The 23,535-nt window shown below is 63.9% G+C and carries 22 protein-coding genes; 12 read left to right on the top strand and 10 right to left on the bottom strand.

Features of this window, described 5'->3' with window-relative positions; translation table 11 throughout:
* Positions 1-318 precede the first annotated feature (318 nt).
* Positions 319-1,353, bottom strand: coding sequence for an MBL fold metallo-hydrolase (locus ON44_RS18180; protein ID WP_040691554.1), 1,035 nt, complete (start codon positions 1,351-1,353; stop codon positions 319-321).
* Positions 1,354-1,734: 381 nt separating this feature from the next.
* Between ON44_RS18180 and ON44_RS18175 the strand changes: the two genes are divergently transcribed.
* Positions 1,735-3,009 carry an enoyl-CoA hydratase-related protein gene (locus tag ON44_RS18175; RefSeq protein ID WP_245567216.1) on the top strand — a complete coding sequence of 425 codons (1,275 nt, stop codon included), beginning with the start codon at positions 1,735-1,737 and terminating at the stop codon, positions 3,007-3,009.
* Between the two features lie 733 nt (positions 3,010-3,742).
* Here the strand turns inward: ON44_RS18175 and ON44_RS18170 are convergent.
* A complete protein-coding gene (locus ON44_RS18170; protein ID WP_040691553.1) occupies positions 3,743-4,918 on the bottom strand; it encodes a PucR family transcriptional regulator in 1,176 nt (391 codons plus the stop codon).
* 51 nt (positions 4,919-4,969) lie between these two features.
* Between ON44_RS18170 and ON44_RS18165 the strand changes: the two genes are divergently transcribed.
* From ON44_RS18165 to ON44_RS18145, 5 genes are all read left to right on the top strand, one after another.
* Positions 4,970-6,919: a thiamine pyrophosphate-binding protein gene (locus ON44_RS18165; RefSeq protein ID WP_083897961.1), complete on the top strand. Its 1,950-nt coding sequence runs from the start codon at positions 4,970-4,972 to the stop codon at positions 6,917-6,919.
* Complete coding sequence (locus ON44_RS18160; RefSeq protein ID WP_051182159.1) at positions 6,919-7,941, top strand: pyridoxal phosphate-dependent aminotransferase; 1,023 nt, start codon at positions 6,919-6,921, stop codon at positions 7,939-7,941. Before ON44_RS18165 ends, ON44_RS18160 begins: the two co-directional genes overlap by 1 nt.
* 206 nt (positions 7,942-8,147) lie before the next feature.
* Entirely contained in the window at positions 8,148-8,825 is a 678-nt protein-coding gene (locus ON44_RS18155) for an isopentenyl transferase family protein (protein WP_040691549.1), read from the top strand.
* 37 nt (positions 8,826-8,862) lie between these two features.
* Complete coding sequence (locus ON44_RS18150; RefSeq protein WP_040691547.1) at positions 8,863-9,213, top strand: hypothetical protein; 351 nt, start codon at positions 8,863-8,865, stop codon at positions 9,211-9,213.
* A complete protein-coding gene (locus ON44_RS18145) occupies positions 9,210-9,767 on the top strand; it encodes an LOG family protein (RefSeq protein ID WP_040691543.1) in 558 nt (185 codons plus the stop codon). Before ON44_RS18150 ends, ON44_RS18145 begins: the two co-directional genes overlap by 4 nt.
* Before the next feature lie 915 nt (positions 9,768-10,682).
* On the opposite strand, the gene ON44_RS18140 is transcribed toward ON44_RS18145, so the two are convergent.
* The 3 genes from ON44_RS18140 to ON44_RS18130 all read right to left on the bottom strand — a co-directional run bounded on the left by ON44_RS18140 (position 10,683) and on the right by ON44_RS18130 (position 14,583).
* Positions 10,683-11,510 (bottom strand): hypothetical protein, encoded by an 828-nt coding sequence (locus ON44_RS18140; RefSeq protein ID WP_040691540.1) that lies wholly within the window; start codon positions 11,508-11,510, stop codon positions 10,683-10,685.
* 551 nt (positions 11,511-12,061) lie between these two features.
* Positions 12,062-13,687, bottom strand: coding sequence for a DUF4873 domain-containing protein (locus tag ON44_RS18135; protein ID WP_040691537.1), 1,626 nt, complete (start codon positions 13,685-13,687; stop codon positions 12,062-12,064).
* Entirely contained in the window at positions 13,684-14,583 is a 900-nt protein-coding gene (locus ON44_RS18130) for an AurF N-oxygenase family protein (RefSeq protein ID WP_040691536.1), read from the bottom strand. The genes ON44_RS18135 and ON44_RS18130 overlap by 4 nt, the downstream gene beginning before the upstream one ends.
* A 97-nt stretch (positions 14,584-14,680) precedes the next feature.
* Here ON44_RS18130 and ON44_RS18125 point away from each other — a divergent pair, with 97 nt between their 5' ends.
* The gene (locus tag ON44_RS18125; RefSeq protein WP_040691534.1) at positions 14,681-15,397 is read left to right on the top strand and encodes a TetR/AcrR family transcriptional regulator; all 717 of its coding nucleotides are present in this window, start codon (positions 14,681-14,683) and stop codon (positions 15,395-15,397) included.
* Between the two features lie 6 nt (positions 15,398-15,403).
* Here ON44_RS18125 and ON44_RS18120 read toward each other — a convergent pair whose 3' ends face one another.
* Complete coding sequence (locus tag ON44_RS18120) at positions 15,404-15,661, bottom strand: putative antibiotic biosynthesis monooxygenase (protein WP_051182158.1); 258 nt, start codon at positions 15,659-15,661, stop codon at positions 15,404-15,406.
* Positions 15,658-16,245: an alpha/beta fold hydrolase gene (locus tag ON44_RS46875; protein WP_051182157.1), complete on the bottom strand. Its 588-nt coding sequence runs from the start codon at positions 16,243-16,245 to the stop codon at positions 15,658-15,660. Before ON44_RS46875 ends, ON44_RS18120 begins: the two co-directional genes overlap by 4 nt.
* A 73-nt stretch (positions 16,246-16,318) precedes the next feature.
* Between ON44_RS46875 and ON44_RS18110 the strand changes: the two genes are divergently transcribed.
* Complete coding sequence (locus tag ON44_RS18110) at positions 16,319-16,924, top strand: TetR/AcrR family transcriptional regulator (protein WP_051182156.1); 606 nt, start codon at positions 16,319-16,321, stop codon at positions 16,922-16,924.
* On the opposite strand, the gene ON44_RS18105 is transcribed toward ON44_RS18110, so the two are convergent.
* From ON44_RS18105 to ON44_RS18095, 3 genes are all read right to left on the bottom strand, one after another.
* Positions 16,925-17,452 carry an NUDIX hydrolase gene (locus tag ON44_RS18105; RefSeq protein ID WP_040691530.1) on the bottom strand — a complete coding sequence of 176 codons (528 nt, stop codon included), beginning with the start codon at positions 17,450-17,452 and terminating at the stop codon, positions 16,925-16,927. It lies immediately after the preceding gene.
* 19 nt (positions 17,453-17,471) lie between these two features.
* Positions 17,472-18,209 (bottom strand): hypothetical protein, encoded by a 738-nt coding sequence (locus tag ON44_RS51985; protein ID WP_040691527.1) that lies wholly within the window; start codon positions 18,207-18,209, stop codon positions 17,472-17,474.
* 206 nt (positions 18,210-18,415) lie between these two features.
* Positions 18,416-19,624, bottom strand: a complete 1,209-nt coding sequence (locus tag ON44_RS18095; RefSeq protein WP_083897957.1) for a DUF418 domain-containing protein — start codon at positions 19,622-19,624, stop codon at positions 18,416-18,418.
* Positions 19,625-19,762: 138 nt separating this feature from the next.
* Here ON44_RS18095 and dop point away from each other — a divergent pair, with 138 nt between their 5' ends.
* The 4 genes from dop to prcA all read left to right on the top strand — a co-directional run bounded on the left by dop (position 19,763) and on the right by prcA (position 23,423).
* A complete protein-coding gene (gene dop, locus ON44_RS18090; protein ID WP_040691614.1) occupies positions 19,763-21,262 on the top strand; it encodes a depupylase/deamidase Dop in 1,500 nt (499 codons plus the stop codon).
* A gap of 324 nt (positions 21,263-21,586) precedes the next feature.
* A complete protein-coding gene (locus ON44_RS18085; RefSeq protein ID WP_014351559.1) occupies positions 21,587-21,781 on the top strand; it encodes a ubiquitin-like protein Pup in 195 nt (64 codons plus the stop codon).
* Positions 21,778-22,644, top strand: coding sequence for a proteasome subunit beta (gene prcB / locus ON44_RS18080; RefSeq protein WP_040691523.1), 867 nt, complete (start codon positions 21,778-21,780; stop codon positions 22,642-22,644). The genes ON44_RS18085 and prcB overlap by 4 nt, the downstream gene beginning before the upstream one ends.
* Positions 22,641-23,423, top strand: coding sequence for a proteasome subunit alpha (gene prcA / locus ON44_RS18075; protein ID WP_040691520.1), 783 nt, complete (start codon positions 22,641-22,643; stop codon positions 23,421-23,423). The genes prcB and prcA overlap by 4 nt, the downstream gene beginning before the upstream one ends.
* Positions 23,424-23,535: the final 112 nt, after the last annotated feature.

Below are 23,535 nucleotides of genomic sequence, written 5' to 3'. Positions count from 1 at the left end.
GCTCTCAGCTTGATCGCTGGTGAGATCGGGAGGGCGCGAAGATCAGTGTGATCTGTCCAGCTCTGAGCCCGCGCCTCGGGTGCGCTCGCGCGTCACAGCGTAGATGCGCGAGCGGGCTGTCACTCTGGTCGAATCGCGGCGTTCCAGGGCATTACCGTATCCGATCAGCTCGTGTGTCGAGGCCAGGGCGTCGCGGTGCGGCCTGATGAAGCTTCCATCGCGCTGTACGGTCTGGGGCATTTTCATAGGCGACTATTCCCAGGTCGGCGTTCTCCTCGGCGAGCAATGCCGGGCAGGCGCTCGCGAGCGATATCGGGATCACGCGCTGAGAGCGTAGGTGCGTACGTTGCTTTGATCGATATAACTCACCCGACCGAGCATGGCCAATACATCGAGGTGCGCGTGGATTTCGGTGACCGCAGACAGTTTGTGGTCGATCGGCAGTTCGTCCAGTCGCCGATTTCGGCGCGTCCATCGCAATGCGCGGGCCACCTCGTAGGCAGTCGACGAGCCGGCGGCGACCTCGTCGCAGATCTCGTCCAATCGACGCCGATGGTGGCGCAGGAGCTCCTCGATACGGCTGTGGCTGCTGATCGTCACGGGTCCGTGGGACGGCAGTACAGCCGTATCCGGCAGGCCGTGCACCAATTCGAGGGACGTGATGTAGGAACGGAGCGGATGCGGTTCCGGCGCCCACTCGAGACCGATCGACGGGGTGATGTGCGGAAGAATGTGGTCGCCGGAAAACAGGACTCGGCTGTCGGTGTGATGGAAGACAACATGGCCACGGGTGTGTCCTGGCGTCGCGATCACTTCGATCTGCCCATCGCGGAGCTGGATTCGGTCACCGTGTTCGAGCCAGCGGTCCGGCGGTCCGAATGAGACGCCGACCTCGTTCTCGGGAGCCGGGGTGTGCGCGAGCTCTCGGGCGAGTTCGGGTGCGCCACAGCGGGCCAGTAGTTGGACGTGATTGGGGAACCGTCCGGCATCGGTGTGAAAACTCAGGATGCTGTGGCGTTCTTCCCGGCCGACGAACAGTTCGCAGCCGAGTGTGCTGCGCCATGCGTACGCCTGGGAGTAATGATCCCAATGATGGTGGGTGGCGAGACAGGTGGCGATGTCGTCGAGCCGATATCCCAGCCGCCGCAACGCCACGGTCATAGCGGTTTCAGTCTGGGGGCCGTACCAGCCTGGGTCGATGACCACGAGCCCGTCCGTCGCTTCCAGCACATAGGCGTTGACTGTTCCGAGCCCGTCGAGCGGGAGCGGGAGGGGGACACGGTGGATCCCGCGGGCGACCTGGTGAGCGCCGGGTTCGGTCCAGTCCTCGGGTTGATCGGCAACCAGCGGCATGTGCACCACTCTCTTTCTGCTCGGCGAAGCTTCAGCTTGTATCTACGTTATATTAGAAATCATCCGGCGATCGAGTGCTGTGCAGCACTAACGAGACCCGACTCGCACCCTGCCTCCTGTGTGATCCGGAGCCGGCTCGGTGGCCGCTGTTCGGATCCCGCGACATAGGCTCGCATCGCGCCGCTTTCGAACCTCGAGGTGCCGGTGTGTGGAATCCTCTGCCCGCCTCCGGGTGAGCTCGGCGAGGGGCGAGGTGCCGCCGCTTGATTGTTCGCTCCATAGCGGCTAGATTTCAAATCAAAATTAGATTCATTAATGCAAGTATTCGTGTAACCCGCGCAGCGCGACTCGAACTGAACGTTCGACGCGACGTTGCCGATCGTGAGAGAGCTGGATTCGACGATGAACCGTGACGGCGATGCCGCAGAGCGCGGCGGCGACACGCCTTCTCCGCTGCAGAAGGACGAACGGGCCGCGGCCCATGGGCTGGCGGTTGATTTGTACAACGCGTTGGCGGAAGGGGACCGAGAGCGGCTGGAGACCCTGCTGCATCCGCGATTCGCGGGGCGCGCGACCGAGGGGCTCCCGTTGGACCTCGGCGGGGTGTACGACGGGCCCGACGCCATGCGACGTGACTTCTGGGGCCGTATTTCCAGGCATTACCAGGCGCGGGCCGTGCCGGCGCGGTTCGACTGGCTCGACGATGGCCGGCTTATGGTCACCGGAAGGTACACGGGCACGGCCCGCGTCGGGCACGGTGTGCTGGATGCCGAATTCGTGCACATTCTGAGCTTCTCGGATGGCCGAATCCGTGAGCTGGCGCAACTCACCGACAGCGAACGGTGGCGCCAGGCTTTGACCCCGGAGAACGGCCTGCGCACCGTCGAATTCGCGGTGACGGACGGCATCGCCGTCCTGCGGCTGAACCGGCCCGACCAACGCAACGCGATCAACCGGGCGATGGCCGACGATCTGTACGAGGTCGCACAGCGTTGCGTGGCGCGATCGGATCTGCGAGCGCTGGTGGTGATGGGCAACGGTCCCGCCTTCACAGTCGGGGGAGACATCACCGTTTTCGCCGACACCGAGCCGGAGGAACTGTCGACGACGCTGCGACACATGGCGACTCCTTATCACGAGGCCCTGCGGCTATTCGCCGAGCTGCCGGTGCCGGTCGTCACGGCAGTGCACGGTTCCGCCGGCGGCGGTGGGCTGGGTTTGGTGTACTGCGCCGATGTCGCGCTCGCAGCGCAGGGAACGAAGTTCGCGACCGGATTCACCGCGCTCGGGCTCTCTGGTGATGGCGGCACCTCGTGGTATCTGCCCCGCTTGGTGGGTCTGCGCCGGGCGCAGGCGCTGTACCTCGGCCGAGTCCTCGACGCGCACGAGGCCTGTGAATGGGGGTTGATTTCCGAGGTCGTCGCCGCGGATCAGCTCGAGGAGACCGCATTGAATCGGGCCGCAGCCCTGGCTGCGGGACCGACTCGTGCCTACGCCGAGATACGGACCTTGTTGCGGAAGTCGGGGTCCTCGACATTGTCCGAGCAGCTGGCCGCCGAGATCGACGCCCTGGCGCGAACGGCCGGCACAGTCGATGCGGCACGCGCCGTGCGCAGCTTCATCGCTAAATCCGAGCCCGCTTTCGAGGGCCGGTGACCTCGGGTGAGGGGACTGGCGCTACCTGCACGAAAGCGCACCGCGTCGACTCGTTGATTCTCGACGATCTGGTGCTGTGAGTAGGTCCAGCGCGCGCGTCGGCTGATGGCGGATGCGTTGGCCGCCGTCGACGACGAGGGACGTGGCACTGTGGAACTCGACGGTCCGATGACCAACCGGGCTGCCGCGGCGGTCGTTCGGCGCACCCTTGTCAGAGCTGGAGAGTCGTGCTGACCCGTCCAGGACTTTGAGCTTTCGGATGCGCGCGCATAGCTCGATGCGCGTGGTCGATGTGGTGACCTCGCGGCGTCGCCTCGGCCGTATCGCTATTGGACGGATCATTGGCGAATAATTGAATCGATGTTACATTAAACACGCACACCGGTGCGGGGGTGACTCGGTTAGAGCATGCCGAGTGGCGATCCTTCTGACGGTCGGCCCCGCAGCGACGTCGCCGCCGGGCCGACCGCAGGCCGACCGCGGCTCGGTGACCCGCGGTCGCAGCCCGCTCGGCCATCGGGCAGCTGTACCTGCCCGATCAAGCACGCGAAGGGTCTCGACGATGTGCCGCTTGCTGTGATTCAGCGCTATTGAAGATGTGTACTGGAATGATCCAGGGGAGAATATAACATCCGTATTCTAGGTATATTACCGGACGAATGCTGGTTGGATCCGGATGCTCGATCCTGGTTCGGTAGAAAGTAATAGAGCAACTCGGTGAGAGGTGGCCTATTCACCGGTCGGCCGACCACGCTATTGCCGCAGTCCGCAGCAGCGGTAAGGTGGAGCAATCGGCGGGGTCCAATTCAGTGACAGCGCGCATCCGCCGCAGCCGGTAGTCCAGGGTCCGCGGATGGATGCCGAGATATTGAGCGGTTGCACCCCGGCGCGCGTTGTGCGCGATCCAAGCATGTAGAGTTTCGGCCAGTTTGGGTTGGCTCAGCACGTCCTGCAAGAGTTCTCGTGCCTTGTGTAGGAGCGCAGGATCCGCAGTGAGGACGATTCTTTCGAAGAGAATCGCCCTCGATTCATAGACCCTGGGTAGATATCCGAGACGTTGAATGCAGCAGAGGCTTTCCTCGCATTCGGCAGCTGCCGCTGGAATACCGGATGCGGACACCGGGGGTGATATGGTCGCCCAGCATGGTGCATTCAGTCGCTGCGCCGCCAGTTCTCGCGCAATTTCCGCCGATCGGGTGTCCAGCGAGTGTGGGTAGATTAGCACGAGGTCGTTGTCGGCTAACGCCCAATAGACGTCCGATTCGTTCAAGTCATCGGCGACGCGGCGCCAGGTGCTGCGGATGTATTCCGTTCGGTCGTCGTCCGCCCGTGTCGCGATTCGCATGATTGAATACAAGGCTTCGAGATCCGACTCCGTCAGTGTGGGGTCGGCCATATTGCCCCGTATCAAAGCGTTTCCAGCCAGCAGTCGCACGGGGTGATCGCTGCCCGGTTCGAGCAGGCGGGCTCGAAATTCCGGGATCATGACCTGGTTGAACACCCTAGCGGCGGGGCGATTGTACGACGCGAACTCCATCAGACCGGGCAGCATGTTTTCCGCGCCATGTTCGAAGACGTAGCGCATCGCGGTCTTGATGGCGATAGTCGTCGACAGCGCCACGTCCTGCTCGACGAAGCCCGAGTCCGCATAGATACCTGCCATTTCACGTACTGGTTCGGTATTCACCCGACCGAAATCCCTGCCCAGCCGGAACCCTTCGACAATGCTCGAGCCGAGTTGATACATCAGTTGCTTGAAATGCAGGCGCTGACGTACGGATAACTTGTTATGTGCCGCGATGGCATGATCGTTGGCTGTCATCGTCGCTTCGCCGATATTCAAGAGGTGTGACGTCAGGAACTCGACGAGCCGATCGATCTCGTTGTCGGTCGTGATGCGATCCACCATTCGGAAACCCCCTATCGTTCAGCTGTTTCCTCGATAGGGCAGCCGATCGCGATGCGCCTGTGGATCCAGGGCCGAAATCTATATCGGTTGACAGTACACCCCGTCCACTCTCGCAACCAATTCAGTAAGGGGTCTGCTGTTCAACGTATTGCCGATTGGATACCGAGCGGTTGCTTTTTTACACCGGCGAATCTAATGATCGAGTGCGGATTGTCACCTTGGGTAATCCGCCGCGCCGGGTCTTCCTATTGTGAGCATTGTGCAAGGTTGAACGTCGGGGATAGGTTCGATCTCGAGCAATCCAGTTTCCGTGTATTCGAAACAGTTTTGCAGCAATGCTCCGGCTATTTTTCAGAGGTCAGTGTGCGTGTGCGTGAAGGTCTAGCCGACGCCCTCCACGGTGCGGGTGTCGAAGTCATCTTCGGACTGATGGGTAGCGCTAATCAGAATTTGATGTGCGACCTGGGTTTTCGACACCATATGCGAGTTGTGCGTGGGCGGCATGAGAGTGCGGTGGTGAGTATGGCCGACGGGTTTGCTCGCTTCAGTGGCCGGTTCGGGGTTGCGACGGTGACGGCGGGGCCTGGTCTGACCAATACGGGGACGGCGCTCGCCGTTGCGCGCGAGCATGGGGCGCCGGTGCTGGTATTGGCGGGCGAGGTCGGGACGGGGGACAAGCGCAATCCACAACGGTTGGATCAGTTACGGTTCGGCCACCTCGTTGCCGGCGCCTCCGGTCGGATAGTCGAAGCGGGGCAGTGGCGCGCTGAATGGGAGCGTGCTGTCACGGTGCTGCGTTCCGGCCGACCGTATGTGCTGAGCGTGCCGGTGGATGTGCAGGAGTCGCCCATTCCCGCGGATACGAGTCTGCCAACGCGCGCGGAGCCGGATATGTTGCCGTCGGAAGTTGTTGCCGCGGCGGCGGTGTTGGCCGACGCCGAACAGATCGGCGTGGTGGCTGGCTCCGGCGCGAGCGCGGCCGCACACGAATTACGTTCCTTCGCAGAGCGGTTCGGTGCTGTTCTGACCACCACCCTGCCGGCTGCCGGACTGTTCGCCGGGCATCGCCTCGATGCCGGTGTGTGTGGGGGGATGGGTGATGGTCGCGCGTTGCGCGCCTTGGGGGAGTGCGATGTCGTGCTTGCCGTCGGAACGAGTTTGCACCCCATGGCGATACCCGGGTTCGCCGAATCCACACGAGTGGTGCGAATCGACAATGATCGATCCGTCGTCGCAGAGGCTCGCGACACGGGGATCGCCCTTCATATGACGGCCGCCACCGGTGTCGCCGCTGTGCTCGCCCTGCTCGGTGACACTGCGGCCCGAACGCCGTGTGCTGGCGTTGTCGACATCATCGCGGACCGGAGCCCTATCGATGTTCGGCCGTGGCACAACACCGCGAGCACGCTCGATCCGCGGTGCGCGCTGGAGGTCGTGCTCGGGCAGTTACCCGACAATCGTGCGGTGGTGATCGGTGGTGGGCACGCCGCGGTGACCGCCGCCCAGCTCATACCGCCTACGGGAGCGCGGGAATGGAGTTGCGTCTCAACCGATTTCGGTGCGATAGGGCAAGCCCTTCCGGTAGCGATCGGAGCCTGCGTGGCCCGGCCCGAGCTGCGTGTGTTCCATATCACCGGAGATGGCGAACTGATGATGAGTCTGGCCGAACTCGATTCGGCAGTGCGCCAGCGGTTGTCGCTGACCATCGTCATCCTCAACGATGGCGGTTTCGCGCAGGAACGGCACAATCTCCGGCGCGCACAGCTGCCGCCGGACTACGCCGACTACGAATCGCCCGACTTCTGCGCTCTCGCGGCGGCTTTCGGAGCCCGGTCTATCCGGGTTGCGGGCCCGAACGATTTGCTCAGGCTGCGTTCGGCACTCGGTCACGCTTCGGGAGTAGTGGTGATCGATGTCGCGGTGACCCCGGAGTACCTGAATCCCGCGGCGCAGTCGATAGCACACGCACTGCATCGTGGCGCTGGGGTGGGTGCACGGTGATGACAGGAATTCCGACTTTGCCGCTGTATCTGCACACCAACGAGTCGCCGTACGGTCCACCCGACGGCGTGCGGGAGGCGGTGGCCGAGGAGATCATGGCGAACTGCCACCGGTATCCCGATAGCGAGTGCCGGGATCTTCGTGCAGCCATCGCCGGCCACCTCGGCCTGCCCGATCACATGGTCGCGGTGGGTAATGGACTCGATGAGCTGATGCTGCTCGCGGTACACGCCTACGCGGGGTACGGCGGCAATGTCGTACTGACCGACTGCACCTTTCCCGGCTATGCCGGGTCCTCGGCGTTGGTCGGCGCCAAGATTCGCAAAGTCCAGCTGGAGAACTATCACGTTGCCGCGTCGGCCATCGTCGAGGCCATCGGCGCGGGTACCGATCTGGCCTTCGTGTGCAATCCGCACAATCCGACCGGAACCCTGCTCGCGCCGGGCCAGATCCGTGACCTCATCGATGCGGCCGAGGCGACCGGCGCCGTTCTCGTCGTCGACGAGGCCTACATGGATTTCGTTGCTGCCCAGTCCGCGATCGACGAGGTGCGGGCAGGTCGGCAGGTGATCGTCTTGCGCACCTTCTCCAAGGCGTGGTCTATGGCGGCACTGCGAATTGGTTACGCGGTCGGGCCGACGCGACTGGTCGACAAATTACAGCAAGCGCGGCAACCGCTGCCGTTCAGCGTGAACCCGATGGCGCAGCGAGCAGTTCCGATCGCAGTTCGGCAGCAGAAGTACATCGACGGTGTCCGGCGGCAGACCGCTCGGGCGAGGAAATTGATGTACACCCGGCTGCACGAGGCGCGAGTGCGCTTTCTACCGTCGGTGACGAACTTCGTAATGGTTTCCACTGGAGGTCGCGACGGCGCAGCGGTCACCGCTCGATTAGCCGACGAACACCAGATCTACGTTCGTGATCTCGCCGGGTTCGAACTACCCGGATGGATCCGCGTCACGATCGGGACCCGAGCTCAAACCGAGTACACCTGCGCGGCCCTAGCAGCCGTACTCACCTGAATCGGGCGCGGACTCCTACAAACCACAGGCGGGGCGCACCGTGCTGCCCGCTCGCCGCGCCAACTGCGCACCCCGAACTACGGAATCGGTGAATTATGTTCGAACACAATCAATCTGACCAGCTATCGAGTCGAACGACTGCGGCATCAGTCGTCGAGTTCTCAGTACCGACACCCGGCCGAGGCGAGACCTCAACGGAGAGAAGCATGTTCCCGGAATCGGCGGAAGTGCTGCTGATAGCCGGTCCCACCGGATCGGGTAAAACCGAAGCAGCGATGGAACTGGCCGACGCAATGCAGGCACCGGTCGTCGTCGCCGACCGCATCCAGTGCTATGTGGATCTGCCATCTACCAGCGCGCGATTCACCGGCGCGGCGAACAGATTTCACCTCAGTCACCGTGTTGTCCCCGACGGGGACTACCCGGCGAACGAGGCAGCCCAGTCGCTGTTGAACCACGTCCAGACACTGACCCGATACCACCAGCGCGTTGTCATCGAAGGGGGCTCGATCTCCGTGCTGCGCCGATTCGCACTACACAGAGACCAGTTCGCGTTCCGATTCGCTACCCGCGTTCTCGCCCTGCGCGATGAATCGACATACGTCGATCGCCTCCGCGACCGAGCCCTGCGGATGCTCGGCAATGGAATGCTGGAGGAATTCGCAGCTGCCTGGCAGCACACTCGGCAACGGCGATTCGTCGCCTCCATCAACGGATTCGAGGCGCTCGTGCAATGGTGCGAGCAGACCGAGACGGACCCACGAGACCTGGCCGCCATCACCCCCGATGAACCCGTAGGAATCGAACTCGCGCAACGCATAGCCCAAGTCCACGCCGAGCACGGCCACGAACAGTACGCGGTATTCACCGACCTGTTCGGCTGAGGACTCCGTCGTCTTTCCTACCCGGAGTGATTCGCACATGCGTGAAGTCGCAGCCGATATCGGCATCGAAGGGGGCGGCCCCTTCTCGTTCCGTCCTCGGCCGGCAGCGGTCGAAGCCATCCGCTGGACCGGCACCAACTGCACCGAAATAGCAGAATGGGCTGGGAATCTCGTTCATATCGAACATACGCGACCGCCAGGCGGCCGATCGGTGCCGGTCTTGCTATTGCATCGAGGCCGCGGCGGGCAGACCATCCCGATCGGCCATTGGATCGTCCGCGATCCTGCGGGCGCGCTGCACATCTATGACCCACACACCTTCGATGTCATCTACATGCGAAGCGACACAGCCGATGACCATTGCGATGCAACGGCGGGCAACCAGTGAGCGGGTCCGCGCGTCGATATTCGGTATGCGTGTACTGCTCGGCGAGCACCGTCGACCCCGTGCATCTGGCTTTGGCCACCCAGGTGGGCACCGAAATCGCCGACCGGAGTTGGCAATTGGTCTCTGGCGGCGGTCGCGTCGCCATGATGGGCGCGGTCGCCACCGCGGCGCGAGCCGGCGGAGCGCACACCCTCGGCGTCATCCCGAGACACCTGGTGCACCGTGAGGTCGCCGACATCCACGCCGATGAACTACTCGTCACCGAAACCATGCGAGAACGCAAACAGATCATGGCAGATCGCGCCGACGCCTTCCTGACCCTCCCCGGCGGCATCGGCACCCTCGAAGAATTCCTCGAGATCTGGACCAGCGCCGATCTCGGCATACACGACAAACCCGTGGTAATGCTCGATCCCTATGGCCACTACCGCGGACTGTTCGAATGGATCACCGAACTACATACCCGCGGTTTCATCGGAAAGGCCGCGCTGGAACGGATAACGATGGCCACTTCAGTGCCCGCCGCGTTCGCGGCGTTGCGGACCAGCCCCTGATGTGCGCTCGACAAACAGCGGTCCCAGCCGGTGACCGCCTCGCGGCACAGCTTCGAGCGGGATCCTGACTGGGCGTTGGCCACACGTCAACTTGTCGGCCGACCCGGTGGCCACTGGAATCATCAGCCAGGAAACGACCTCCGTCGGCGCGTATGCGCAGGCGAGTCGACCGGTAATATAGACGACAACTTGCACGAGATCGATGTGAAACCCTGACAGCACGCGCCGACCCCGACTCGTGCCGCTGCGGGCGTTGTTTCCTGCGCCCGCCTGCTCGTCCGAACATGGCAGCATCTCGGGTCCGGCTTCTAGAGGTTGTCGTATGAATTCACCACAGACGCAATGCCTCGAAGGTGCCGATTCGCGGTGCGTGTCGTGTGAGTGCCCAACCGCAGCCGACCGAGGTGCCCTTGATTATTGACAAATTATGTCGGCTTGGCAAAGCCGATCCACCGTGCGACGCGAAAGCCGCACGAACACAGCTCGTTCGCGTCGAATGCTGCCATCACGACGCGCGGATGGCGACCCCGCATGTGGCGGCCTCAGTGACAAGCGATAGCAAGACGGGCGCCGCGCGCCGCGTGGTGCATCCATGCTCGAGTTGTCTTGATGCACAACCGGTCACGGCCCCAACGGCCACGCCATCCCGCGCAGGTTGGTCCGGCACAGCGTGAGAGCAGGTCCACCAGAGGGGATGTGCCGAAATGTCAAGCCCCCGGGTGCCGGTGATTCACACATGGCGCTCGCGGAAGTTCTGATTCCCCAGGCTGTATAGGGATTGGGACCTCTGCGGCCGCGAGACGACACCGGTGGTGAGGGTTTGGTGCCGGTTATCGCTGTGCAGCCAGCGCCATAGGCTCGTATGCCGGAATGGCGATGATCAGTTGTGCTGATGGGGGAGCCGGCCGGGCGCAGTCAAGCAGCGTCATTCATTGGGTGCGACGCGGATCCGGAAGCGGCGACCGTAACGGGATCGGCCATGGCCGGGCTGTTGCCGATCATCATGGCGAACTCGCCAGCGGCGAACGAGTGCATCCACACGACAGCCGCGATCATCAACGGTGCGATGCCGAACTCGATCGTCGCCTGAATGTCACCAGCTGCGATATGCGGCATGACATTCAACGTGATACTCAGCAGCAACAACGTTGCCTCAATCGTGACAATCTTCGACTTGGCGATCACGTGTCCCTCTCGGGACGCCGTGGTTGCAAGGTGCATGATCGCGATGAGTGGCAGCGTGATCAGCGGCTCGACGAGGAATGCAAGCCAATATCGGGGGTCCGTGATGGCGGCCCCTGCCATCAGGTTGTTCTGCACGTTGACCGATCCCCACAGCACGCCCGTCACCACGACGCCATTCATGACACGTGAGACCCACTGTGAGCTACGGAATAGTCGCCCGACCCGGGCAGCGGGGCTAGCGACACGCCGATGCGTGGCGATGGCGTCCGCATGCGCCTCGGCATCAGCAATTTCGAGACGCCGCCGTCGTTCCTGGTGGCGATGAGCGTCTTTGGCGGTGTTCAGGCGAGCGATACGGGTCAGCGCACGAATGTCCTCCTCGACGGCGCGCTCGGCGAGTAGTTCATCGTCGGACTTGGCGTCGATGAACGCGTCATCAGTCTGCTCAGCCAAGCGTTTCCGTGCCCGGTTCTGCTGTTCGGTGAAATCGAAGTCGACATCGAACGGACCCGCAGCCTGGGCACGCCGTCGGCGCGTTGGCATGGTGATAATGGTCATGTCGGGAAGGTCCCTTCTTCCTGGCATCAGCCCCTTGGCGGATGGTCTAGATCCGCTGAGGGGCATTTTTTGTAGCCACGCCGGGAGGGTCTAGCTCCCTCGGGTGGGTTGTCGTCGGGATTCGACCATCCATAGAAGCGGCACGTCAACACTGTCAGTTCCGGTGGCGAACAAGAAATCCCACGTCAGAGCAGGGTCGGCAGGCGCTTCTTCTGGTTGATTGGCCACGTAGCAAACAACGGGCGGCCCTATCCGTCCCGGGAGATTTTGGGGGAAATTCTGGGGAAGTTCGCCCCTCCGGGCGCCACGCAACGCGATCGAACCCGACCGAATCGGCGACGATCGACAGGTCGATGCGATCGATTCTCGGCACATGTTGTTTGACGACCCATCCACGTCAGTGGGCGTTTTTGCTGGCTATGACAGACGACGGGGCGGACTGGGATGGGACGTTAGTCAGCCCACCCCAGCGCGTGCAACCACTTCATCATGGAAGAACGCCCCGACGAGGTCACCGAGGCCCTGCGCGCATGGCTGCTGCGCCCGGCCACTCAGACCGCGGCCAGCGGGTAGGGCGGGGTGCCGATACCGACGATGCGGAGGTTGCCCCAGGGGTCACGCTCCTGGAGGCGACCAGCGGTCGGCACGCCGCCGGGCAGGGTGAGCAGTACCTCGGCACGTCCGGGATCGGGTAACTCATGGCCGTCGCTCGGGGCGACGCGCCCGTACCAGTGGTAGCGGCCGTCGATCGGATCCGGATGCCCGCCGAGGGTGACCTCGACCGGTACTTCCACGCCCGGGGCGTCGAGCAGCGCCGGACCCGAATACTCGTGTGCCGGTTCCCGATCCGCTGGCACGGTCAGGTCGTAGTGGCCGGGGTCCGGTCGGCGCATGGTGCGCCGATAGGAGACGCTGGAACCCGGCCAGGTGGCCCGATTCACCCCGTGCTCGTCCAGGTACCAGCTCCCGCAGCCGCCCGAATTCCACACGGTGCCGGCCAGTTTCGACTGCACCCGGCGATTGAATTCGTGTTGGGTCGCGGCGCGGACCTCGATCCGACTGTTGGAGGTTTTGCTCAGCAGCTCCAGGCATTGGCGGATATAGCGGGCCTGCACCTCGATCATGAAGGCGATCGACTGATTTCCGCCACCGGAATTCGGGCCCATGATGAGGAACAGGTTCGGGAAACCGTGCACGGCGACGCCCAGGAACGCTTCCATCCCAGTGCGCCAAGCTTTTTGGAGAGTGAGCCCATTCGCGCCGACGATGTGCTGATCGGTGAATCGGTCGGAGATCTTGAACCCGGTCCCGTACACGATGGCGTCGAATTCCTGCTCGATACCATCGGCGGTGACGATCCCGGTCTCGGTGATGGACGCGATAGGTGAGGTCAAAAGCGCGACATTCTCCCGCTGCAGCGCCGGATAGTAGTTGTTGGAAACCAAGATTCGTTTACATCCGAGCCGATAGTCCGGCGTGAGGTTGCGCCGCAGCTCCGGGTCGGCCACTTGACGACGCAGATGCGCCCGCGCCACCGTCTCCGCACGACGCATGAGCTCCGGATTCATGAACGCCGGGGTCAACGACTCGTAACCCCGATAGATCGCCCAGCGGTAGAACCGTTGCGCCCCTGGCAGATACCGGAACATCCGATGCTCGACCGATGAGAGCGGCCGATGCGGCTTCGGCACGATCCAGTGTGGTGTCCGCTGGAATACCGTCACCTGCTCGGCCTGCTTCGCGATCTGCGGTACGAACTGCACAGCGCTGGCACCGGTTCCGATGACGGCGATCCGCTTGCCGGTCACCTCGAAATCGTGATCCCACAGCGCCGAGTGAAAACTACTTCCCCGGAAAACATTCCGGCCAGGAAAGTCCGGCATGCTCGGTTCGTGCAGCGGTCCCGGTGCCATCACCACCGCGCGGGGTTGGAAATGCCGCCCGTCCGCGGTCCGTACGTGCCAGCGGTCCGCCTCGTCATCGAAGTCGAGTGCGACGACTTCGGACCGGAGCCGAACATGCCTGCGGATATCGGATGTGTTCTCCCGCCAGGTTCCGCCGATCTCCTCGGCCTTCTCCAGCACGACGAAGTCGTCGAAACCGGACTTGCGCAGCTCGATGGCCATGCCGATACCACCGAAACCGGCCCCGACAATCACGATTCCGGGTTCGGTCATGCGTAGAGCCCCCGCCAACGCCAGATTCGCTTGCCCAACGGACCGATCAAGCCCTGCTTGTCCAGGAATGCACCGAGATTCGCGGCGCCGGTACCGAGCGCTTTCTTCGCATACGGGTTATTCGTCGCGATCCGGCGCGCCGCTCGACCGTCCAGCCCGGCACGGTCGTACATGTGCCGATTGGTCATCAAATAGACGAACAGCGGTGCGGCCACCGCGACACACAAACGGGTGTAGACCAATTCGGCCTGCGACATGGTCGGCACCCGACGCGCAAGTGCGTCGCGTGCGAATCCGATATGGCGGGCCTCCTCGGTGACGTGGATCCGCATCGCCCGAGAAACCAAGGGCTGCAACTCCGGATCGTCGAGGGTGCGCCGCTGCAGTGCGTCGAAAATCTCCTCGCCGACGAGTGCGCCCACCCAGGTCATCGACCCGCGCAGGAACAGTGGCAGGGCCCCGATGGCGAGTCGGCCGGGCAGCCGCGGCCAATACGGACGCGCCTCGATCCGGTCGATGAGCTTGCCGAACATCATCATGTGCCGGCACTCGTCACCCATTTCGGTGAGGGTGTAGTGCGAATGCCGGGTGGTCGGATCATCGCGCATCAGTTCCCGCAGCAGCAGCCGGTTGAGCAGATTCTCGAACCAAATGCCGACGGACAGTACATTGGCCAGTTCCTGGCGCGACAGTTCCCGGCACTGCTGCGGGGTCATCGATTCCCACAGCGCGGTGCCGTAGAGCGAAACCACCTCCGGCGGCAGGAACAGTTTGTCGGGATCGAGCGGCGCGTCCCAGTCCATATCGACGGCAGGTTCGTACGACTTCTTCACCGAACCGGTCAGCAGGCGCTGTGCGAAGGATTCCTGTGGGATGACTGCGGCCTCGTTGCCCATGTCGGCTCCAACTCTCGAATACCTGATACAAGCTGTAACACTCAGGTTAGTGAGACAGACTGTCACGGTCAATAGTCGTTCCAGGTATCGTGAGCTGGTGAGCAGCACCGCCGGAAAGCGCGATCCCGCCGCGTCGGACGGTCGCAGCACCCGATGGCACGGCCACAAGGCACGCCGTCGCGCGGACGTCATCGATGCGGCGATCACGGTGATCGAAGAGCAGGGTGTCGAAGTGTCCGTGCAGGCGATCGCGGACCGGCTGCATCTGCCGCGTCCGGTGGTGTACCGGCATTTCGACGGACGCGCCGATCTCGATGAGCAGATTCGTCGGGAGATCCTGAATTCACTGCTGACCGCACTGATGCCGACCCTGCATCCCGACGGTACCCTGCGCGATGCTGTGCGGGGGGCGATCGGTACCTATATCGGCTGGGTCGAGCGTCATCCGAATCTGCACCGATTCCTGGGGGAGGCCGCGCCGCAAGGGGATTCGTCACAGGCGCTGGCCGGTGCGCGCAATCGCATCGGTGGTCGGCTCGCCGATATGTTTGCAATATCGTTGGCGCGCTTCGGAATCGATCCGAATCGCGCCCGCCCGATGGCCTTCGGCATTATCGGCTTCGTCGACGGTTTCGTGAACAACTGGCGCTCCGATGGCGCGACCACACTGACCTCCGATCACGTCGAAGGCATCCTGACCGAATCGGTGCTCGCGCTGTTCGAGGGCAATGCGCGCAGTCTCGGAGTTCCGCTGGAACGCGACACCATCGTCAAAGACCTGCTGAGCCGCGCGGAACCCGTACGGTCCCAATAGAATCCGTCACCGCATCAGCCACCCCGCACATCGGCGGGTGAGCAATGGCATGACGACCCACACCATGGCCGCGACGGCGATCGGCACGATTACCGCCAGCCGCAGCGGCGGCGCCAGTGGTTCGAGCAGCGGCCCTGAGATCGTCACCAGAACTGTGAGCAGCGGATAGATGCCGATGACCGTCAACAGCCACAGCTTCCATTTGACCGGACCAGCGGGTTGCGCGGCAGGTCCGCGGCTGTCGTCTATCTGTTGCTGAGTCACCGTGTGGCCGCCTGGATTTCATCGACCAACCGAACGGCCTCGGGTAGTTCGATGTGGTCGTCGGGGAAGTTGCCCAGGTGGCTCCCGGTCGCAGTGAGCACCGCGGTGGCCGCCAAACCGCGCACCAGCAGTCCGACGTGCTCGACTGGATCGGGCACATTGACCGGATCGTCGGCGGCGGCCAACACCCGGAACTCGCGCGCCGCGCCACGAATTCGTGCCCAGTCGAACGGTTCGGCGAAGAATTCGGCCAATATGTCATAGCCGACCTCATGTGCTGCGGTGGACACCAGAAGTACTCCGGCGAATTGCCCGGTGGCGGCGACATCGTGCTGCTCGAGCATGCGCAGCACATTGACTCCGCCGATGCTGTGGCCGACCAGAACGGTATCGCCGGCCGGACCCGCCGCGGCCACCGCTGTGGCGAAGGCTTTGCGCCACGGCTCCAGCCGGGGTGCGTCCGGATCGGGCAGGTTCGGGATCGTCACGGTATGGCCGAGTGTGGTCAGCTCCGCCGTGAAATAGGGAAACCAGACGCTGTCGGCACGGGCTCCGAGGCCGTGGTTCACCACGATCGCGCTCATTGTCACTCATCTCCTAAATCGAAACGCTCCGTAGCGTTTCGCAAAACGATAGCAGACGAATACACTGACCGCCATGGCGACGGGAAGTGCTGCGACACCGCGGTCCGGCGGTCGAATCCGCAGCGAATCCGCACGCGATGCGGTACTGCAGGCGACGGCCGAACTGCTGGAGGAGCAGGGCTTCGGCAAGGTGACGATCGAAGGCGTCGCGGCGCGCTCACGCGTCGCCAAGAGCACGATCTACCGCTGGTGGAAATCGAAGGCGGTCCTGGTCATGGACGCCCAAGGTATGGTGGTCACCCAGCGCATGCCGGACCCGGATACCGGATCGGCCGAACGGGACCTGACCGTCTTCCTCGAGGCGCTCTACGGTGTCGTCGAATATCCGTTGCGGGTCAAGGCATTACGCGGGTTGATGGCCGAGGCTCAGCTGGACCCGGACTTCGCCGGACCGTTCCGGGATTGGGTACAGACTCGGCGAGATGTGGTGGCGCGCATAGTGACCCGCGGTGTGGCACGCGGTGAACTCGCCGCCGACCTGGATATCGAGTACGCGACCGATCTGATCTTCGGACCGTTCTGGTACCGCCTGCTCGTCGAACACGCACCGCTGCGACCGGAGCAGGCGCCGATCGATATCGCGCGACTGCTCACCGGATTCCGTACGCCCCTCGGCTGATCAGCCCCGGTGGAATTCTATTGCGAGGGAGAGTAATTCGGCCATGTAGTCGCCGTCGGTGCGCGACAGGCGCATTGCTTCCGCTGGTGCGAAGGCGCGGACCTCGAGAATATTCTCCGCATCCTCGGGATTGGTCGGCGCGGATTCGAGCACCACATCCGCCGTGCACCACAGCCACGCCTTGTGCGGGTGTGGCTGCCAAGGATAGTGCGGTGCAGGGCGGTCGGTGGTCGTGTGGTGAGCGCCGAACGGCCGCACCGGTCCGACCGGGCGGGCACCAGCCTCTTCCATGAGTTCGCGTCGCACGCAGGCATCGACAGTTTCGCCCGCCTCTCGGGTGCCGCCGGGCACGATCCAGATATCGCGATCGTCGTGACACAGCACGATATCGGCGCCGACGAAGCAGACGACGTGGATATTGGTGACCAATTCGTCGGGTGGCAACTCGGTGGAGAACCGCACATCCAGACTGCCCCATTCCCAGCGGGTTGGCGTGTGCAGCAAGGGATATCGGTCGGCGAGTGTCACACCGACGACGCTAGTCCACCTACTCGGTCCCGGACTTGCCGATCTGGAAGTGGATGTGATCGATATGGGCCGCGCGACCGGATGTGGCCGGGAGCGGATGGTCGTCCGGATGGTCGGGATGCAGGATGAAACTCGGATCGCCGATGCCGGAGATGGCAGTCGCGGGATCGGGACTGTCCGAGCAGTCCTGCCATTCACCCGCCGCGAAATCGTAGACGCTGCGGAAGAAGTCGGCGACGAACAGATCGCCGTCCGGATCGCCGAGCGGACTCGCATCGGGTTCGTCGAGTCGGTAGCGCACCCGGGAGCCAGTGCCGCGCGGCCACGTGCCGCCGGGTGTCACGGCGGTCTCGACGGTGCCCCAATGCGCTGCCACGGTGATTCTGCGCGATACATCCCCGACCGGCATGGTGACACCGGCGAAATCCACGGCGCGGCCCTGGCCGTGGCAGTCGTCGGAATGCGTTCCGCGGCCGGCCGCTCCCAGGGTGTGCAACTCGGTGACGCCGAAGTTGGCGGCCAGGAATCGGCAGAATCGCACCAGTGCCAAAGCATTTCGCGAATCGAGGTGCTGGGGTGCCGCCGGGGTGTTGCCGTGACGGATGACCACCCCGGCGAGACTGCCTGGTAGCGGCCGGCCGGACAGTGGGTCGAAACCTGCGAATCCGACCGAGGCCGGTGAGGCGGGCCCGTCGAAGCGGATCAGGTCATCGTTCGCGAGACGCTCGAGTTCGGCGAACGCGTGGTCCTTACTCATTGCTCGGGCTGGTTCCGACGCTACGCACCTCCTGTACATCTGAAATCGATACGTCGACGCAGTTCGGTGACGTCGCGTCAGCATCCGGCGCCGACGCGAAAAGAACACGAGTAGTCCGCTACTCATGTTCTCCTCGGGTACATCCGGTCGCATTCGCGCCGATTTCAGGTGTTGAACTGCGGCGATGTACGCAACGCTGCGGTGACTCAGTGTTCGCGGGCCAGCGTGCGATAGCTGAGATTCCACACCCACTCGACCGGACCGCGCTCGAACCGGCGCAACCACAGGTGCGCGATGGTCACGATGATCAGCGCGACCAGCAGGTAGATACCCGCGGTGAACGGCACCCGAGCGTCAGGGGAAACGCGCGCGGCAAGCCCGAAACCCCAGCCGTAGCACAGCGCCGAAGCGATCAGATTCTGCAGGATGTAGCAGCTCAGGGCCATCCGCCCGACCTCGGTGAGCCGCCTGCCGACGAATCCGACCCGCGGGCGACGAAGGTAGAACTCCGCGACGAGCGCGAGCAGGCCGAAGGCGACGAACGGGGCGGTGCCGTACCTGGTCAGCAAGACCAGATCGCCGCCGAGCACACCGACCGCCAGATCGATCGGCGCGGCAACAGCGAATCCGACGATCATGAGCCGCCTACGTATCCGCGCACCCTCCGGTCGGAACACACCGGCCCGGAACAACTGCGCACCGGCGAGGAACAGCGCGATCGACATCGGGAAGACGAAAATCGGCTCGAACCGGAACATGCCCGCGTTCTCCAGTCGGAACAGCACCAGATCCCAGAACGACCCGTCCGCATAGGGATTCGGATCCAGCGGCTCGCGCGACATCGAATCCTGTTGGTCCGCAACAGCCATCGCGATACCGATGAGCGTCAGCACGACGATATGGAATCCGGCTGCGATGGTCAGCCAACGACGTTGCGCGCGTTCGCTTGTCGCGAGAATGAAGGCGACGACGAAACCGGTCACCGCATAACCCATCAGCACATCGAATTCCGCGACGAACAGAAAGTTCAGCACACCGTCGAGGAACAGCAACCCGGCCCGCCACGGATAGCTTCCCGGCCACCGTCGACCGGCTCGCACCGCCGAGCCCTGCTGGATGGCCAGGCCGATGCCGAACATGATGGTCAGCAGCCCCAGGAACTTGCCCTGTGCCAGCTGCTGCAGCACTCGCTCCGACCACATCCAGCCGGTCGCCGGGCTGCCCAATTCGTTGATGTACCCGACGATGCCCTCGGGATGGGTGAGGATCCAGATATTGGTGCCGAGCGTGCCGAGGATCGCGATGCCGCGCAATACGTCCAGGGCGACCAATCGCGCGGGATTCTTCGGCTGGGTGACGCTCGGTTCATCCGACTTGCGGTGGCGCCCCGTGATTTCGGCGATCGAATCGGTCATATTCCGAATATCCCGGCCGCCGCGGCCTGCCCGTATCCTCCGGAAGTACCACCATCGGTATGACATCGAGGTCACCCGAGATCGCCGATGCCGCCGGTCGCGACCGGCGGCAGGCACGCGTCGCCTAGGCTCGACGGTATGCAGCGCATCATCGGTATCGAGGTCGAATACGGCATCTCCACACCCACCGAGCCGTCGGCCAACCCGATCCTCACCTCCACTCAAGCGGTTCTCGCCTATGCCGCCGCGGAGGGGGTGCCGCGCGCGAAGCGCACGCGCTGGGACTACGAGGTGGAATCGCCGCTGCGCGACGCTCGCGGCTTCGACCTGAGCCGGATGAACGGTCCGGCCCCCGTGATCGACGCCGACGAGGTCGGCGCGGCCAATATGATCCTCACCAACGGCGCCCGGCTCTACGTCGACCACGCCCATCCGGAGTACTCCGCGCCCGAGGTCACCGATCCGCTGGATGCGGTCATCTGGGACAAAGCCGGCGAACGGGTCATGGAGGCGGCCGCGCGGCACGCCTCGAGCGTGCCGGGCGCGCCGCGGCTGCAGCTGTACAAGAACAATGTCGACGGCAAGGGCGCCTCCTACGGCACCCATGAGAACTACCTGATGAGCCGCGACACCCCGTTCAACCAGATCATCGTCGGGCTCACCCCGTTCTTCGTCTCGCGGCAGGTGATCTGCGGTTCCGGCCGGGTCGGCATCGGCCAGTCCGGTGATCACGCCGGATTCCAGCTGTCCCAGCGCGCCGACTACATCGAGGTCGAGGTCGGTCTGGAGACCACGCTCAAGCGCGGCATCATCAACACCCGCGACGAACCGCACGCCGATGCGGACAAATACCGCCGCCTGCACGTCATCATCGGCGATGCCAACCTCGCCGAAATGTCCACCTACCTCAAGGTCGGCACCACCGCGCTGGTGCTGGACCTGATCGAGGCGGGCGAGGATCTGTCGGATCTGCAGCTGGCCCGTCCGGTCACCGCCGTGCACCAGATCAGCCATGATCCGACCCTGCGCGCCACCGTCGCGCTCACCGATGGTCGCGAACTCACCGGGCTGGCGCTGCAGCGCATCTACCTGGACCGGGTGGAGAAGTTCGTGGCCCGCAGTGGCAACGACGACGAGCGCGTCAAGGACATCCTGGAGAACTGGGCCAATGTGCTGGATCTGCTGGAACGCGATCCGATGGAATGCGCGAATCTGCTCGACTGGCCCGCCAAGCTGCGCCTGCTCGAGGGGATGCGCAAGCGCGAGGGCCTGAGCTGGGCCGCGCCCAAACTGCACCTGATGGACCTGCAGTACTCCGACGTCCGCCTGGACAAGGGCCTCTACAACCGCCTGGTCGCCCGCGGCTCGATGAAACGCCTGATCAACGAGCAGCAGGTGCTCGACGCGATGACCAAGCCGCCGACCGACACCCGTGCCTACTTCCGCGGCGAATGTCTGCGTCGATTCGGTGCCGATATCGCAGCGGCCAGCTGGGATTCTGTGATCTTCGACCTGGGCGGCGATTCACTCGTGCGCATCCCCACCCTGGAACCGCGCCGCGGCACCAGGGCTCACGTCGGCAAGCTGCTCGACGGTGTGAATACCGCCGCCGAGTTGGTGGAACAGCTGACGACCTAGCCCAGATGGGTGAATACGCCCAGCTGGCAACGACTATCGCGAACGCGATCCACACGGAACGAGTCTTACGAGCGACCTGTTCGCGGCTCGTCCGGCGTCCGCGGCCATCGAACACGGCCGAGTCGTCGAGGCGCATGCGCCGTACGAGCGAGGCTCGATGGCTCGCACGCGAGACACCAGGGGCCGCGAACACGCGGCCGATAACCGAGCACGTTGTCAGGGCGGCTGGGTAGTGTTGATGTACGGGCACGGACATTGCTCATGATCAGGGTCGTGCTCAGAATGGAGCCCTGGTCATGATGAGGACAGAGGAGGTCGGCTGCCATGGCACAAGAGCAGACCAAGCGCGCCGGGGGCGGCGACGAGGACGAGGGCCCGGAGGGCGTTGACGCCGCCGGTCAGGAGCGCCGCGAAAAATTGGCGGAGGATACCGACGACCTGCTCGACGAGATCGATGATGTGCTCGAGGAGAACGCGGAAGACTTCGTTCGCGCGTATGTGCAGAAGGGCGGCCAGTGACAGCAGGTGACCCCTTGCGTCTCCACCCGGGGCACGCCCTCTCGTCATTCACCGAGCACCTGCGCATGCACGCACCGGAACTGTTGCCTGGCAACCGATTCGGCGCGATCGAAGGTGCCACCGGAATCTCCGGTGGCACCGCCGCGAAGGAGCTGGCTCCGCACGGAACCACCATCGTGGCGGTCTCGTTCCGCGGTGGTGTGCTGATTGCCGGTGACCGGCGGGCCACCCAGGGAAACCTGTTGGCCAGCAGGGATATCGAGAAGGTGTACATCACCGACACCTTTTCGGCGGCCGGTATCGCGGGCACCGCGGGCATGGCCATCGAGATGGTGCGATTGTTCGCCGTCGAGCTGGAGTACTACGAGAAAATCGAGGGTGTCTCGCTGACCTTCGACGGCAAGGCCAACAAGCTGTCGAAGATGGTGCGCGACAACCTCCCTGCCGCGCTGCAGGGTCTGGCGGTGGTTCCGGTGCTGGTCGGCTACGACCAGCACGCCACCGATCCGGACAAAGCCGGTCGCATCGTGTCCTACGACGTGGTCGGCGGGCGCAGTGAGGAGCGGTTCGGTTACACCGCGGTCGGTTCGGGTTCGATGTTCGCGAAGTCGTCGTTGAAAAAGCTGTACGCCAAGGGAATCGGTGAGGACCGCGCATTGCGGATCGCCGTCGAATCGCTCTTCGACGCTGCCGACGACGACACCGCCACCGGCGGACCGGATCTGGTGCGCGGCATCTACCCGACGGCCATCGTCATCAACGACGAGGGCGCCGACGAGGTGACCGAATCGCGGTTGGAGGAGATCACGCGGGCGATCGTCGCCGATCGCGAGGCCGCGGAAGAGGGGAGTGCCTCAGCATGACACTGCCGTATTACGCGTCGGCCGAACAGATCATGCGCGACAAGACCGAGCTCGCGCGCAAGGGCATCGCTCGCGGTCGCAGTGTGATCGTGCTGACCTACGACAAGGGTGTGCTGTTCGTCGCGGAGAATCCCTCCGCGACATTGCACAAGGTGAGCGAGCTGTACGACCGCGTCGGGTTCGCGGCCGTCGGCAAGTACAACGAATTCGAGGCACTGCGCCGCGGCGGCATCCTGCAGGCCGACCTGAAGGGCTATCAGTACGACCGGCGCGATGTCACCGGTCGTGGCCTGGCCAATGCCTACGCGCAGACCCTGGGCACGATCTTCACCGATCAGCTCAAGCCCTACGAGGTGGAGATCTGCGTGGCCGAGGTCGGCTACCCGGAACAGGCACCGGAATCGGTGCTGTACCGGATCACCTTCGACGGCTCGATAGTGGATGAGCGCGAATACGTGGTGATGGGCGGCACGACCGAGCCCATCCTGACCGCGTTGAAGAGCTCCTACCAGCCCGGACTCGATCTGGCCGGTGCCGTCGGCGTGGCCGTGAAGGCACTGAAGGCCGGGGTGCCCGAGGGCGCCGCGGACAAGGACAAGCGGGTGCTCGGGGTGGGTTCGCTCGAGGTCGCCACCCTCGAACAGGCGCGACCTCGGCGGGCATTCCGCCGGGTCGCGGGCGTGGCCCTGGACCAGTTGCTGAACGGCGGTAACTCGGTGAGCGATGCCGAGGCGGCGCCCGCCGAGGCGAAGTCCGAGGACGCTTCCGAATCGGAGTAGTTCACCACGATTGTTCGACTGCGAAGGCCCTCCCGATGCATCGGGAGGGCCTTCGTTTCGACCGGTAGTTTTCCGCCGAACATTTCGCTCACGTGCGAAATCGTTGTGAAGA

Origin of the sequence: Nocardia vinacea NBRC 16497 (assembly GCF_000308835.1) — a bacterium.
Lineage (GTDB): Bacteria > Actinomycetota > Actinomycetes > Mycobacteriales > Mycobacteriaceae > Nocardia > Nocardia vinacea.
This window is presented reverse-complemented; position numbering and strand designations above follow the sequence as displayed.

Bases quoted from the DNA above. Each gene is read 5' to 3' on its own strand.
- ON44_RS18180 (WP_040691554.1), bottom strand. From the start codon at position 1,353: ATGCCGCTGGTTGCCGATCAACCCGAGGACTGGACCGAACCCGGCGCT.
- ON44_RS18170 (WP_040691553.1), bottom strand. From the start codon at position 4,918: ATGGTGGATCGCATCACGACCGACAACGAGATCGATCGGCTCGTCGAG.
- ON44_RS18165 (WP_083897961.1), top strand. From the start codon at position 4,970: ATGCGCCTGTGGATCCAGGGCCGAAATCTATATCGGTTGACAGTACAC.
- ON44_RS18160 (WP_051182159.1), top strand. From the start codon at position 6,919: ATGACAGGAATTCCGACTTTGCCGCTGTATCTGCACACCAACGAGTCG.
- ON44_RS18155 (WP_040691549.1), top strand. From the start codon at position 8,148: ATGTTCCCGGAATCGGCGGAAGTGCTGCTGATAGCCGGTCCCACCGGA.
- ON44_RS18150 (WP_040691547.1), top strand. From the start codon at position 8,863: ATGCGTGAAGTCGCAGCCGATATCGGCATCGAAGGGGGCGGCCCCTTC.
- ON44_RS18140 (WP_040691540.1), bottom strand. From the start codon at position 11,510: ATGACCATTATCACCATGCCAACGCGCCGACGGCGTGCCCAGGCTGCG.
- ON44_RS18135 (WP_040691537.1), bottom strand. From the start codon at position 13,687: ATGACCGAACCCGGAATCGTGATTGTCGGGGCCGGTTTCGGTGGTATC.
- ON44_RS18130 (WP_040691536.1), bottom strand. From the start codon at position 14,583: ATGGGCAACGAGGCCGCAGTCATCCCACAGGAATCCTTCGCACAGCGC.
- ON44_RS46875 (WP_051182157.1), bottom strand. From the start codon at position 16,245: ATGAGCGCGATCGTGGTGAACCACGGCCTCGGAGCCCGTGCCGACAGC.
- ON44_RS18110 (WP_051182156.1), top strand. From the start codon at position 16,319: ATGGCGACGGGAAGTGCTGCGACACCGCGGTCCGGCGGTCGAATCCGC.
- ON44_RS51985 (WP_040691527.1), bottom strand. From the start codon at position 18,209: ATGAGTAAGGACCACGCGTTCGCCGAACTCGAGCGTCTCGCGAACGAT.
- ON44_RS18095 (WP_083897957.1), bottom strand. From the start codon at position 19,624: ATGACCGATTCGATCGCCGAAATCACGGGGCGCCACCGCAAGTCGGAT.
- dop (WP_040691614.1), top strand. From the start codon at position 19,763: ATGCAGCGCATCATCGGTATCGAGGTCGAATACGGCATCTCCACACCC.
- ON44_RS18085 (WP_014351559.1), top strand. From the start codon at position 21,587: ATGGCACAAGAGCAGACCAAGCGCGCCGGGGGCGGCGACGAGGACGAG.
- prcA (WP_040691520.1), top strand. From the start codon at position 22,641: ATGACACTGCCGTATTACGCGTCGGCCGAACAGATCATGCGCGACAAG.